Below are 13,287 nucleotides of genomic sequence, written 5' to 3' on the forward strand. Positions count from 1 at the left end.
CATTGGCGCGGCTGTTGCCTGTGCCGGTGAAGGAGGAGGCCCCGGTATAGGTCAGGTTCTCCACATTGTCGGTGAGGGTGTAGGCCGACAGGGAGGCGAACACCCGGTCGGTGCCTTCGCTGACGGCTTCGGTCACGGTGTCGCTGGCCGAGTCCACCACATAGGTGTCGGCCCCGGCCCCGCCTTCCAGCGTGTCGGCCCCGGACCCGCCGTCGAGGCGGTCGTTGCCGTCGTCGGCGTAGAGGGTGTCGTTGCCAGCGCCGCCGCGCAGGATGTCGTCGCCCCCCCCGCTCTCAAGGGTGTTCGCCAGGGCATTCCCGATCCCGGTGAAGTTCGACGAGCTCGGAGTGAAGAGGTTCTCAAAATTGTCGGGCAGGGTGTAGGAGGACAGTCGCGTCCACACCTCGTCGACGCCTTCGCCCGCGGCCTCGGTCACGGTATCGCCCACCGTGTCCACCCGATAGGTATCGTCGCCCAGCCCGCCGGTGACGGTATCGTCGCCCGCCCCGCCATCGAGAAAATCGTTGCCCGCCCCGCCCGTGATGGCGTTCGCCAGGTCATTTCCGAACCCGGTGAAATCCGACGAGCCCGTATAGACGAGGTTCTCCACATTGTCGGTGTGGGGGGCGTTACTGAGGTCGTAGTCGGGCAGCGCCGTCTGCACCGTGTCGGTGCCATCGCCAGCGGTTTCCTCCACGATGTCGCTGACCGACTGCACCACATAGGTGTCGTTGCCTACCCCACCGGTGAGGGTGTCGTAGCCCCCCCCTGCGCCGTCGAGGGTATCGTCGTCGCTCGTGCCGAGCAGGGTTTCGCCGTAAGCAGACGTGCCCGTAATCGTTGCCATGATTATGTCCCCAACACATCATTCCAAGTCGATCTTGCGATCTCATAAGAGCTGCAAGATGTGACCTGGTAGTGTCACTTGAGCAAAACGAGCGCCCGATCCGGGCGCATGCTCATGATCAAGGTCGATCTCGGGCATCCCGCCTAGCGCGTCAGCTAGCGGAATATGATACCGCTACACAGGCGCATTCGTGGCATGCCGCCCGTCTGTTCGCAAGTGGAAGAGCGGACCTCACAGTTATTTGCCCGGCCGGGATGGCCGTCTGCTCGGAGCCGCCAAGAGCGCTCGACACGGCTGGCGGCCTATCCTGAATATGTTGGCTACGGCTTAGGCCGTCGACTCATAGACTCAGACAGCAGATCCTCGCGGCGACGAGTTTGACGGCGGCGAGGAAGTTGACTGGGTCTTTGTCATAACGTGTGGCGATGCCTCGGAACTGTTTGATCCGGTTGAAGAACCTCTCCACAAGGTTACGCTGCCTATAGACCCAGCTCGAAAAGGCGAAGCGGCCCTTGCGATTAGCTTTTGGCGGGATATTGGCCCAGGCTTTGCGCTCCGCTGCCTTGGCTCGAATGGCGTTACTGTCGTAGCCCTTGTCGGCCAGTAGGATGTCGCCCTCGCCGATAGTGTCGATCAGCGCGTCGGCCTCGGAGCAATCTGCCACTTGGCCGGCGGTCAGGCGGAGGCTAACGGGGCGACCTTCCGCGTCGACGAGCGCGTGGATTTTGCTGGTGAGCCCGCCGCGGGAACGTCCCATGCCGCCATCGTCAGAATCCCCCTTTTTCCCGTGGCTCCATGTTGGTGGACACGGACACAGGTCGAGTCGATCATGACGATGTCGCCGTCGTAAGCGTCGGAAACCGCTTGAAGAAGGCGATCCCATACGCCGGCCTTCCGCCAACGGACGAAGCGGTTGTAGCAGGTTGTCGGTGGACCATATCGCTCTGGAACCTCAGCCCATGGCGAGCCGGTCCGGAACCGCCAAAGGATGCCGTTGAGAACCCGTCGATCATCGACCCGAGGCACACCGCGAGGTTTGTTGGGCAGCAAGGGCGAGAGAATCGACCATTCATGGTCGGTGAGCTCGTGGCGGCGGCGCGTCATTCAGGGCTTCCTCGTTCGGAAGATTTGAATCATGGTAGCACCAAAACACAAAGCAAATTTATGGGTTTACGGCCTAGGCCGTGGTGACGATTTAACTATTTGAGCCAGATGGCGATTGCGGCGAGTTTGACGAAGCCCATGAAGTTGACGAGCAACTTGTCGTATCGCGTGGCGACGCACCGGAACTGTTTGAGCTTGTTGAAGAAGCGCTCGATCTTGTTGCGCTCCTTGTAGAGGTGGGCGTCGTAGATGCGCTGGATCTTGCGATCCCGCTTGGGCGGAATGACGACTTCGGTTGCGCGTTCTTCCATCGCATCAACAAGGTGGTTGGCATCATAGCCCTTGTCGGCCAGCAGGGCGGCCGCATCCATGTCTTCGATGAGGTGGTGGGCAAGGGCGATGTCATTGCGCTGCCCCGGCGTCCCGATTAGGCGGACTGGGAGCCCGAGGGCATCGGCGGCGGCGTGGATCTTGGTGCTCAGGCCGCCGCGAGACCGGCCCAGGCCCTGGGCATCCGCCCCCCTTTTGCGGCGCGGGCGCCGGCCGCACGATGGTGCTGTCGATCATCAGCCATTCCAGATCGGCTTCGCGCGCCAGCACTGACAGGATCTCGTCGAGAACGCCCATCTCGATCCAGCGGTAATAGCGCCGCTTCACCGAGCGATAATCGCCCAGCCGCTCGGGCAGATCACGCCAGCGCCCGCCCGAGCGCGCCATCCACAACAGCGCATCCAGAAACTTCCGATTGTCGGTGCGCGGCCCGCGCTTGCCCTTCGTGCCGCCTGGCACAAAGCCCTTGATCCGCTCCCACTGATCATCCCGAAGAGCATCGCAGTCCATCGCCGATCCTCCAAAATCAGCGTTGAATCCGATTTGCGACCACTTGGGAATCCCAAATCCTTAAATCGTCACTACGGCCTAGGGGTGACCGGAGGCCTTTGCTCGATCCTGCAGGCCGATATGACGGCGGCGTCAAGCTCTTTGGAGGTTGCCAAAGCATGTCCGCGTTCCACGACGAGGGGCTTGCTTCAGAGCCTTGAATTGACAGCCTTTCTCGACGCGCCGCTGCGGGGCGCCCGTCACCGCCAGCCGAGGGCGGGGGCGATGTGCTTCAGGATCGTTTCGATCACATGCGCATTGTAGGCGACGCCGAGCTGATTGGGCACGGTGAGCAGGAGGGTGTCGGCTTCGGCGATGGCTTCATCGGCGCGCAGTTGCGCGATGAGGGTGTCGGGCTCGGCGGCGTAGCTGCGGCCGAAGATGGCCCGCGTCTTTTCATCGATGAAGCCGATTTGATCCTGCTCCGCCCCGCCGCGGCCGAAATAGGCCCGATCGGCGTCGCTCACCAGGGCGAAGATGCTGCGGCTGACCGAGACCCGTGGCGCGCGCGCATGTCCGGCCTCGACCCAGGCGGCGCGGAAGGCGCGGATCTGGCGGGCCTGTTGGAGGGCGAAGGGTTGCCCGCCTTCGTCGTCCTTGAGCGTGGAGCTTTGCAGGTTCATGCCCATCTTCGCCGCCCATTGGGCTGTCGCGTCCGAGCCGGCGCCCCACCAGATGCGATCCCTGAGGCCGTCGGCATGGGGCTCCAGGCGCAAGAGGCCCGGCGGGTTGGGGAACATGGGGCGGGGATTGGGCTGGGCGAAGCCGTCGCCGCGCAACAGGTCGAGAAACACCTGCGTGTGGCGGCGGGCCATGTCGGAGGGGCTTTCGCCCGCAGCCGGGGCGTAGCCGAAATGGCGCCACCCGTCGATCACCTGCTCCGGCGAGCCGCGGCTGATGCCGAGCTGGAGCCGACCGCCGGAAATGAGGTCGGCCGCGCCCGCATCCTCCGCCATGTAGAGCGGATTTTCGTAGCGCATGTCGATGACCGCCGTGCCGATCTCGATCCGGCGGGTGCGCGCGCCCACCGCCGCGAGCAACGGGAACGGCGAGGCGAGCTGGCGGGCGAAGTGGTGAACCCGGAAATAGGCCCCGTCGGCGCCCAGCTCCTCGGCGGCCACGGCCAGCTCAATGGATTGCAGCAGCGCGTCGGCCGCCGACTGCGTCTGGGACTGGGGCGAGGGCGTCCAATGCCCGAACGAGAGAAAGCCGATCTTCTTCACGATGACCCCACGCATCCGGGAATGATGCGTGGGAGATTACGACGCCCACGCCGGGAATGCACTTGCCGGTCGGGCACCCTGCCGGCCATGCGGTGCTCCGGTGCTGCCCGGCGTCAGGCGGCGGCCAGGTCCTTGACGAAGGTATCCACCACCACCCGCAGGTCGCTCGCCTGGGCCGAGAGGCCGGTGGAGAGGGTCATCAGCTGGGTGGAGGCGCCCCCGGTCATCTCCGCCGCCTGACCGACGCCGGTGATGTTCTGGGCCACCTCGCTGGTGCCCGTGGCCGCCTGCTGGCAGTTCTGGGCGATCTCCGCCGTGGCCACCCCCTGCTCCTCAACCGCGCCGGCAATGGCGGTTGCGGTTTCCTTGATGGTGGTGATGACGCGGATGATCTCGGCCATGGAATCCACGGTGCTGTCGGTCGCCTGGCGGATCTCGGCGATCTTGTCGGAGATTTCGTCGGTGGCCTTGGCGGTCTGCTCGGCGAGCTGCTTGACCTCCGAGGCGACCACCGCAAAGCCCCTGCCGGCCTCGCCGGCGCGCGCGGCCTCGATGGTGGCATTGAGGGCCAGGAGGTTGGTCTGCGCCGCGATGTCCTTGATGAGGCCAAGCACGTCGCCAATATCTACTGCCGCCTTCGACAGGGCGCCGATATGGGTGTTCGAGGTCTTGGCCTCGAGGAAGGCCGTATCGGCGACCGCTGCCGAATGGGCGACCTGCCCGTTGATCTCGCGGACCGAGGCCGCCATCTCCTCCGACGCGGACGCCACCGTCTGCACATTGGTGGAGGCCTGTTCGGAGGCGGCGGCCACCGCCTGGGCCTGGCGCGAGGTCTCCTCGGCCGTGGCCGAGAGGTTGCGGGCGGCGTCGGCCACATCGCTTGAGGAGTGAACGAAGCCGGCGACCAGATTCTGGATGCGGGAAACGAAATCCTCGGCCAGTTTGCTCCGGCGCACGATCTGCGCCTTGGCGACCGCCTCCGCCTCCGCCTGGGCGATGCGCTGCCGGGCGGCCTCCTGCAGCTTGGCGCGCAGCTCCACCAGCGCATTGGCGATGGCGCCCACCTCGTCGCGGCGGTCGGTGTGGGGCACCTGCACCTCAAGCTCGCCATGGCCAAGGGCGGTCATGACCGACATGGAATCCGTCACCGGCGCGACGATGCTGCGGCGGGTGATGAGAACGGCCAGCCCGATCACCAGAACGGTGCCGACCGCCATGCCGATGGTCAGCAGCCAGGCGGTCTGGTGGGCGAGCGCGACGGCGGCCGCGTTCTCGGCCTCCATGGTGGCGGTCAGCTTCTTGTTGATTCCGGTGGTGGCATTGGCGAGCGCGTCGATCTTCGGCGAGCAGGTGGTGCGCATGACCTGATCCACGCGGGCGATCTCGTCGGCGGTGGTCGCGGTTGCGGCCTCACGCATGACGGAGCCGCAGTCGCCGGCCATGGTGCTCTGCACCTTTTGCACCAGTTGTTCCATCTCGGCGGCAAAAGCGGGGGCCTCGGCCTGGATGAGGTCGGTGCGTGTCCTGTAATCCTTGAGGACCTGCTCGATGAGCTGCTTTGCGTCCGCGTCCTCTTCCGGCGTATGGCCGGCGATCAGCCTCCAGATGCCGATTTCGACCTGCCGCAGCAGGCGATTGGTGCGGGCGAGATTGGCGATCGCGGGGGCGGGGCCTTCGATGATGGCGGTTCCGACCGCGTTGATGGCCGTCATCTGCAGGGAAGCGTAGATAATTGCGCCGAATGAAAATATTGCCAGCAACAACAGGAGGCTGACGACCTTGAGTGTCAGCGGCCAATGCTTGAACGACATGCCTTTTCCCCCAACCCGCACGCGCAATCCGCGATGTGCCTGAACGCTGGCGGCGAACCACCGCAGCGCGACCTCGTCCCTCACGGCAGCAAGCGGCCCCGTGATGAGGGACAGTCGGTCCCCGAGCGCGCACCTTAGGTGTTGAAGCTAGTGGAACGCTTGCATGCTCGAAGGCGCCGGGGCGGGACCTCGGTTCAGGACGTCTTCGTGACGCCTAAATTTCAGCGCGGCATAAGCCGTTGTGGCCGGGGCGCCGAACGGCCTGATCCGGGGTGACCCGCGTGTGGGCCGTAAAACGCCGAGGCTGCGCGCCATCCCGTCGGGGCTGGTGCGTTAGCCCCGCGCGGCGAGGAAGCGGCGGAAGGCGCTGAGCGTCTTTTCGGAGACGTAATGCTCCATGCCTTCGGCGTCGGATTCCGCCGCCTCCTGCGGCACACCCACCGCGAGCAGGAAGTCCACCACCAGGCGATGGCGCGCCCGCACCCGCTCGGCCATGGCGGCGCCGGCGTCGGTCAGAAACACGCCGCGATAGGGACGCGACGTCACCAGTCCTTCCCGCTTCAGCCGGGCAATGGCCTTGGTGGCGGTGGGGTGGGTGACGCCCAGCCGGCGCGCGATGTCGGTGACCCGCGCCTCGCCGTGGGCGCTCAGCAGGTCGGCGATCAGCTCCGTATAGTCCTCGAGGATTTCCGCCGAGCGTGCGGTGCGCGCATGGTTGAAGCGGCGCACCTCCGCTGCCTCCGCCGCGTGGATATCCAGGGGGCCGGGTTCGCACTGGCTGGCGCCTTTTTGCTCGGACGTCAATCGCTCCCCCATGACTCCCGCCGGGTGGGCGCTGCCTTCCGGCTTGGAGCCGGCCCCGGAATTGGAAGACGCTTCCATTATCCGGTCGGGGCAGGGCATTGCAACTGAAGCCGTCCCATCGTCCACCGTCGCCGGGCGACACCAAGGGGGGAACAGACCCGCCATGCGTCGGCCCGCTTGGTCGCGGCAAAACTTAAATCATTCTAATTCGCTGAAAGCCTGTTGCTCTATAATGTAGCCGCGGCTACATTATAGAGCAACTGCAACCAGGGCCCGCCCCATGCCCGCTTCGCCTCTGTCTCCTGTTCCTCAGGCGCCCTTGTCCCTCGCGACCGCCGGGGGGTCTGTCACCGACCGCACCAGCGCCGCCATCGCGGAGGTGCTGTCCGGTCGAAGGAAGGGGGGCACGCTGCTGTTCATGGGTCCGGCGGTGATCGCCTCGATCGCCTATATGGACCCGGGCAATTTCGCGACGAACATCCAGGCCGGCGCGCATTATGGCTATGCGCTGCTGTGGGTGGTGGTGGCGGCGAACCTGGTCGCGATGCTGTTCCAGTCCCTGTCGGCCAAGCTCGGCATCGTCACCGGGCGGAACCTGGCGGAGCTGTGCCGCAGCCAGCTGCCCCGGCCCCTGGTGTGGGTGATGTGGGTGGTGAGCGAAGTGGCCGCCATGGCGACGGATCTCGCGGAGTTTCTCGGCGGCGCCATCGGCCTGTCGCTCTTGTTCGGCCTGCCGCTGCTCGCCGGCATGGGGGTGACCGCCATTGTGACCTATGGCCTGCTCATGTTCGAGCGGCACGGCTTCCGGCCCATGGAGCTCATCATCGGCGGCCTCGTGGGGCTGATCGGCCTGTGCTATCTGGCCGAATTGTTCATCGCGCCGGTGGATTGGGGCGCCGCGGCCCTCGGCGCGGTGACCCCGCAGATGCCTGACGGTGCCGCGCTCATGATCGCCGTGGGCATTATCGGCGCCACCGTGATGCCGCATGCCCTTTATCTGCATTCCGGCCTGACCCAGAGCCGCACCACGCCCGAGAATGCCGCGCAGCGACGCCTGCTGGTGCGCTTCTCCAATCGGGAGGTGGTGCTGGCGCTGTCGGTGGCGGGGCTGGTCAACATGGCCATGGTCATCATGGCGGCGAGCGCGTTCCACCTCGGCTATTCCAACGTGTCCGAGATCGAGACCGCCTACCACACCCTGACGCCGCTCCTGGGAGCCGGCGCGGCGGGCATCTTCCTGGTCTCCCTCATCGCCTCCGGCGTATCGAGCTCGGTGGTGGGCACCATGGCGGGGCAGATGATCATGCAGGGCTTCGTTGGCTTCCGCATCCCGATCTTCGTGCGCCGGCTTGTCACCATGGTGCCGGCGTTCGTGGTGGTGGCCATCGGGGTGAACACCACCTATGCGCTGGTGCTCAGCCAGGTGGTGCTGTCCATCGCCTTGCCGGTGCCCATGATCGCCCTGGTGCTGTTCACCTGCCGGCGCGACCTCATGGGCGAGTTCGCCAACAGCATGCTCACCAATGTGCTTGCCATCGGCGGCAGCGTGCTGGTGCTCGGGCTCAATGCGGTGCTGCTGCTCCAGACCTTCGGCGTCGAGATCGCGGGCTGAGCGCCCGCTCCCGGTTCCGCGCCGTGGCCGCCGTTAGAGCAATTTCAGCAAAAGTGTGTAGCGATCTTGCGTCTGAAATTGCGATAAAACAAGCCACTAGAGCATTTTCGGTGAACCGGAGTTCACCGAAAATGCTTTAGTCCTGCCGCACGTCGGCGATCCGGCCCCCGGTCATCGCCACCAGCTGCGCCGCGGAGGAGCGGAAGACGTGCATGGGCGAGCCGGCGGCGGCCCAGAGCGGATCGAGCGCCAGCAGGTCCGCGTCGATCACCACCGTCAGCGTGTCGTCATGGCCCACGGGCGAGACCCCGCCCACCGCAAAGCCGGTCTTTAGCGCCACCCATTGCGGATCGGCGGGCTTCACGGCGAGCCCGGTGGCGGCGGCCACCTTCTTGCGATCGATGCGGTTGGCCCCGGAGGCGATCACCAGAACCGCCGCATCCCCGGCCCGAAAGACGATGGACTTGGCGATCTGCGCCACCGCGCAACCCACCGCCGCCGCGGCGTCGGCGGCACTGTGGGTGCCTTCGGCGAAGGCCATGATGCTGTCCTCGTGCCCGGCCGCGACCAAGGCGCGGCGCACCCGTTCCACTCCGTCCACCGGCCCCTCCCTCAGGCGATCTTGGCGGCGAGAAGCTGCGCGTTGAGCTCCGTCACCACCCCGTTGCCGGCCGCGGCCAGGGGCAGCACCTTCACCGTGGTGGCATCCCTGACGCCGGCGAAATCGATCGACATGTAATTCATGCCCTCGTAGGTCCGCACCAGGAAGCGGCCGCCCGCAAGGTCGGTGAGGGAGGTCCAGGAGGTGTATTCGGTCTTGTAGTCCGCATCCCCCTCGGGTTCCGCGCCCTCCACCTCGAGCCCGCCGGCGCCGCGCGGGTCGATGGTGATGCCCTTGGGCCGGTCGAAATTGTTCATGATGTGGGCGAGGGTGGACAGGGCGGCCTCGGGCGCGGCCCGCTCGGCATATTGGGCATAATAGGCGGCGCGCACGAACCGGCCCACCGCGGTGTTCGAAGCCGGCAGGCCGGCGGTGGCGATGCCGGAATCGGGCTGGCGCGCGGTGAAGGTGCCGAAGGTTCCTTCCGATCGGTCAAGATTGGTCAGGAAGGAATAATTGTTCATGTTGGTGAGATGCCAGGGGAAGTCCGGCCCGTTGGTCATCACGCCGATGGGGTTGTCGTAGACATTCTGCCGGCCGTTCGCGAACTCGATCACCAGCGACGCGCCCGTGCGGTCGTGGACGATGAAATGGAACGGCGTGCGCGCCCCGTGCAGGGGCTCCAGCGCCGAGAGCAGCACCGGCTGTTCCGCCAGCGCGGCCTTCACCTGTGCCGTTGTTTCAAACCGGCCCAGCACCCAGGTGCCAAGGTCGATGGCGGCCAGCGCGGCCTTGGTCTTGCGGAATCCGGCAGTGGGGCCGTCGGCAGCGGCGAAGGCCAGCAGGCCATAGGTGAGCCCCTTCTCGTTCAGCCCTTCCACCACCTTGAGGTCGGCCACCGTGCCGTTGGGCACGGTGATGCCGAGGATGGCGTGGCGGGTCTGAAAGCGCAGCGGATCGCGTCCCGGCACGTCGGAGGTGATGACCTGGCCCGCCGGCAGGTAGGAGAGCAGGTAGGGCAGCTCCATGGGCAGTTCCAGCGTGCGCCCGGCATAAACGCCACCCTTGGCATCGCGATAGAGCAACGCCGTGCAGGCGATCACCGCGTCGACACCCGCATGGGGCGTGGCCAGCGCCAGCGCGACGAAGGCGGCGAGGAGCGCCAGCATCAGCGCCGGCCGGCGCCACCCTGCGCCGAAAAGCGGTGTTCCGGCCACGCGGGCGGCGAACGTCCTGGCTCCGATCATGGAAATGAAGACCTCATGTGTCTGGCTACGGGGCGCCGGTCGTGCCGGCTCCGCAGGCTGTTCCGCCATCACCGCGCGGCTCCGTCCGCCGCGTGGTGCGGGCTCCTCGAACCGGAAGGCTAGAGCAATTTCAGCAAAAGTGTGCAGCGGCTTTGCTTCTGAAATTGCGATAAAATAAGGACCTAGAGCAATTGCCGCCGAAGTGTGAAGCGGTTTTGCATCCCGAATTGCGAAAAAACAAACAGTTAGGGCGTTTCGCATCGGCGCGGACGGGCCAAGGGGAGGCCGCATCCACCGCGTCCGGCCCATACGCGCCCGGCGTGGGCTTGAGGCCGATGCCGGTTCAGGCGGGCAAGGCCGTCGCTGCCCGCGGCGCGAACAGGTTGCGCCCGAGGGCGTGGGCGACATGCGCCACCGCCACCTGCCCGCGCACGCTGTTGCCGGCCGCGTCCAGGGGCGGCGCGAAGGCGGCGATGGCCATCTCGCCCGGCACCACCGCCAGGATGCCGCCGCCGACTCCGCTCTTGCCGGGCAGCCCCACCGTGTAGGCCCAGTCCCCGGAGGCGGTGTAGAAGCCCTCCATCATCATCTCGGCGAGAATGGGCGGCACGTGATCGGCCGCGATCACCCGTTCCCGGGTGCGCGGATTGATGCCGCCGGCGGCGAGGGTCGCGCCCATCGTCGCAAGGTCCACGGCCGACACCAGGGTGGAGCACTGGCGGGTGTAGATGTCCACGGCGCGCACGGGGTCGCCATAGCAGGTGCCGGCGCTATAGAGCAGCCAGCCGATGGCCCGGTTGTGGAAGTTGGTCGCCTGCTCGGAGGCGTTCACCTCGGCGCTGAGAGTGATCGGGCGCCCGGCGAACCGGCTCTGGGTGTGGAGAATGGCGGCCCAGCCGCTTTCGGCGTCGGTGCCGGGCACCAGGCTCGCGGTGGCGATGGCCCCGGCATTCACCAATGGCGAGAGCGGTTTGCCCTGGTGCAGTTCCAGCGCCACCACCGAATTGAAGGGCAGGCCGGTGGGATCCGCGCCGAGCTTCTCGCGCACCGCCGCCGCGCCGATGGTTTCCATCACCAGGGCCAGGGTGAACACCTTGGAGATGGATTCGATGGCGAACGGATAATCCGCGTCACCGGCCTTGAAGGTGGTGCCGTCCGTGGTCACCACGGCGAGGCCGACGAGGTCGGACGGCACCGAGGCGAGGAAGGGGATGTAATCGGCGTTCTTGCCCCCGGACACGGCCTGCGCCGCCGCAAGTCCGGTGGTGACGGCCGCTTCGATCTCAGACCGCTTCACGGGCTCCTCCCTCTTGATGCTCTTCACGGGCTCCGCCTTTTTGCTGCTCTTCTCGGGCTCCGCCCTTTTGCCGGCCGAACTCCGCCCGTTGCGCGCGAATTGTGTGCCGGCCGGGGCACGTTGCGCCCCGGCCGGCGGCCCTTGGTCATGCCCTGACCGGCCTTTCTGCATCGGCCCCGGTCTTGGACCGGGGTCGGGAGCGGGCGCCTGCGCGCCGCCTTGGCATCACTTGTCGTGCGGGACGAGAATGTGGGTCGCGCGGGCCCGCGGGTGGATGGCGAAGTGGCCTTCCGGCGCATTGTGCGACTTGATGTGGATCATCGCCGCCTCGGTGGTCTTGCCGCGCTTGTCGTGCACCGCATAGACGATGAACGGGATGGCGAGCGCCACCAGGAAGCTCACCACCAGCAGCCCCACATAGATCTCATCGCCTTCCGCGCCCGGCAGGCCGCTGGGCGGGAAGAAGGAGACCACGAACGCCAGCAGCGAGATGATGAAGCCGGCGCTGGCCACGGTGATCTTCACCCCGGTGCCACCGGGAATGTTGTAGCCGCGCTTCTTGTCCTTATGCTTCAGCGCGAGATTGATGTAGGCGAGGAACAACAGGAAGTAGGTAATGAGATAGAGCACCACGGTCAGCGACATGGCGATCAGGAACGACATGTTCCCGCCCGATGTATTGGTGAAGACGATGAGCGCCACGGTGGTGATGCAGAGCTGGAAGATCACCATCGGCACCGGCACGCCGTTCTTGTTCACCTTGGCGGCGACCTGGGGCAGGATCCCGCGCTCGGCGGTCACATACATCCCGCGCGAGGGGCCGACGATCCAGGCGGCGATCTCCGCCAGCACCCCCAGCGCCAACAGCACCGCCACCGCGCGCACCGCCCAGTCGAGCCCGGCGCCGTGGCTCATGATGAGGGCCTGGAAGGTCTGCACCACGCCCGCCGAGAGGTTGATCTCGTTGAGCGGCACCACGGATGCCACCGACAGGCCGCCGATGGAGCTCAGCACGATGGCCACGATCATCAGAAGGAACATGGCGAGCGGATAGTCGCGCGCGGGGTTCTTCATCTCGTTCACATGGGTGGCCGAGGCCTCGACGCCCATGTAGCTGAGGATGAAGGCCACGAACACCACCAGCGTCCCGATCTTGGTGAAGTCGGGGAAGAAGGTGGAGCCGTTCATGGCGATCTCGAGCTTCGCGCCGCTGGCAAGGTGCCAGATGGCGAGGACCACCAGAATGAGCGCGGGCAAAAGGATGCCCGCGAAAAAGCCGATCTTGGCGATCTGCGCGGTGTATTTGGTGCCGCCGAACTGGGTGAACGCCAGCACCCAGAGGATGACCAGCCCGGCGATGGTCTTGAGCAGCGGATCGGTGTTCAGCGCCGGCCAGTCGAGGATGTAGGAGAGCGCGCCGAGCACGAAATAGAGCATCGGCAGGAAGCCGATGGCGATCTGGAGATAGGTGAAGGAGATGGCCGCAAATCCCCAGCGCTCGCCGAGGGTGTTGGAGACCCAGGCGAACACGCCGCCTTCCTCCCAGCCCTCCACGGTCGCCATCTCCGCCGCGCACAGGGCGACCGGAATGAACCACAAGATGCCGCCCAGCAGCAGGAAGAACACCAGGCTGAAGCCCGAGGTGGCGAAGGTGGGATATTCGTAGACGGCCATCACCATGGAGGCGGTGATGGCGAAAAAGCCCAGCAACGTGAGCTGTTTGGCAGGTGCGCTCGCAACGTTGGTCGCCATGCTTGGCCCCCCTTGATGGTGCCGCCCGTGGGTCGGCGCGGTGGGAAATTCCAGCGCCCGGCGCAGCCGCCGCGCGGAAGGCCCGCCCCTTGGTGGACGGGGCGGGCGGC

Annotated in this window: 10 protein-coding genes and 1 pseudogene; 1 reads left to right on the forward strand and 10 read right to left on the reverse strand. The window is 66.2% G+C overall.

What is annotated here, in order from left to right:
* The 6 genes and pseudogenes from HUW53_RS20095 to mntR form a co-directional block, all read right to left on the reverse strand.
* Window positions 1–847: calcium-binding protein (locus tag HUW53_RS20095; protein ID WP_272904346.1), on the reverse strand; the 847-nt coding region annotated here is incomplete at its 3' end.
* 340 nt (window positions 848–1,187) lie between these two features.
* Window positions 1,188–1,951, reverse strand: a protein-coding gene (locus HUW53_RS20100; RefSeq protein WP_237347540.1) for an IS5 family transposase whose coding sequence is annotated in 2 segments (ribosomal slippage) — window positions 1,188–1,636 and window positions 1,636–1,951 — 765 coding nt in all. Because the reading frame shifts where the segments join, the coding sequence is not laid out codon by codon here.
* Window positions 1,952–2,046: 95 nt separating this feature from the next.
* A pseudogene (locus tag HUW53_RS20105) lies at window positions 2,047–2,791 on the reverse strand (IS5 family transposase).
* A gap of 239 nt (window positions 2,792–3,030) precedes the next feature.
* Entirely contained in the window at window positions 3,031–4,053 is a 1,023-nt protein-coding gene (locus HUW53_RS20110) for an LLM class flavin-dependent oxidoreductase (protein WP_237347554.1), read from the reverse strand.
* A 113-nt stretch (window positions 4,054–4,166) separates the two neighbouring features.
* A complete protein-coding gene (locus tag HUW53_RS20115; protein WP_237347541.1) occupies window positions 4,167–5,864 on the reverse strand; it encodes a methyl-accepting chemotaxis protein in 1,698 nt (565 codons plus the stop codon).
* A 333-nt stretch (window positions 5,865–6,197) separates the two neighbouring features.
* On the reverse strand, window positions 6,198–6,668 hold the full coding sequence (gene mntR / locus HUW53_RS20120) for a manganese-binding transcriptional regulator MntR (RefSeq protein ID WP_393981652.1): 471 nt from the start codon (window positions 6,666–6,668) through the stop codon (window positions 6,198–6,200).
* 280 nt (window positions 6,669–6,948) lie between these two features.
* On the opposite strand from mntR, the gene HUW53_RS20125 reads away from it, so the two are divergent.
* Window positions 6,949–8,280 (forward strand): Nramp family divalent metal transporter, encoded by a 1,332-nt coding sequence (locus HUW53_RS20125; protein ID WP_237347542.1) that lies wholly within the window; start codon window positions 6,949–6,951, stop codon window positions 8,278–8,280.
* Between the two features lie 136 nt (window positions 8,281–8,416).
* Here HUW53_RS20125 and HUW53_RS20130 read toward each other — a convergent pair whose 3' ends face one another.
* From HUW53_RS20130 to gadC, 4 genes are all read right to left on the reverse strand, one after another.
* Window positions 8,417–8,881 carry a YbaK/EbsC family protein gene (locus HUW53_RS20130; protein WP_237347543.1) on the reverse strand — a complete coding sequence of 155 codons (465 nt, stop codon included), beginning with the start codon at window positions 8,879–8,881 and terminating at the stop codon, window positions 8,417–8,419.
* A gap of 11 nt (window positions 8,882–8,892) precedes the next feature.
* Window positions 8,893–10,128: a linear amide C-N hydrolase gene (locus HUW53_RS20135; RefSeq protein ID WP_237347544.1), complete on the reverse strand. Its 1,236-nt coding sequence runs from the start codon at window positions 10,126–10,128 to the stop codon at window positions 8,893–8,895.
* A gap of 343 nt (window positions 10,129–10,471) precedes the next feature.
* Window positions 10,472–11,425: a glutaminase A gene (gene glsA / locus HUW53_RS20140; protein ID WP_237347545.1), complete on the reverse strand. Its 954-nt coding sequence runs from the start codon at window positions 11,423–11,425 to the stop codon at window positions 10,472–10,474.
* A 225-nt stretch (window positions 11,426–11,650) separates the two neighbouring features.
* On the reverse strand, window positions 11,651–13,177 hold the full coding sequence (gene gadC, locus HUW53_RS20145) for a glutamate/gamma-aminobutyrate antiporter (RefSeq protein WP_237347546.1): 1,527 nt from the start codon (window positions 13,175–13,177) through the stop codon (window positions 11,651–11,653).
* Window positions 13,178–13,287 lie beyond the last annotated feature (110 nt).

The organism is Xanthobacter agilis, from assembly GCF_021730435.1.
Lineage (GTDB): Bacteria > Pseudomonadota > Alphaproteobacteria > Rhizobiales > Xanthobacteraceae > Xanthobacter > Xanthobacter agilis.

Bases quoted from the DNA above. Each gene is read 5' to 3' on its own strand.
- HUW53_RS20115 (WP_237347541.1), bottom strand. From the start codon at position 5,864: ATGTCGTTCAAGCATTGGCCGCTGACACTCAAGGTCGTCAGCCTCCTG.
- HUW53_RS20125 (WP_237347542.1), top strand. From the start codon at position 6,949: ATGCCCGCTTCGCCTCTGTCTCCTGTTCCTCAGGCGCCCTTGTCCCTC.
- HUW53_RS20135 (WP_237347544.1), bottom strand. From the start codon at position 10,128: ATGATCGGAGCCAGGACGTTCGCCGCCCGCGTGGCCGGAACACCGCTT.
- gadC (WP_237347546.1), bottom strand. From the start codon at position 13,177: ATGGCGACCAACGTTGCGAGCGCACCTGCCAAACAGCTCACGTTGCTG.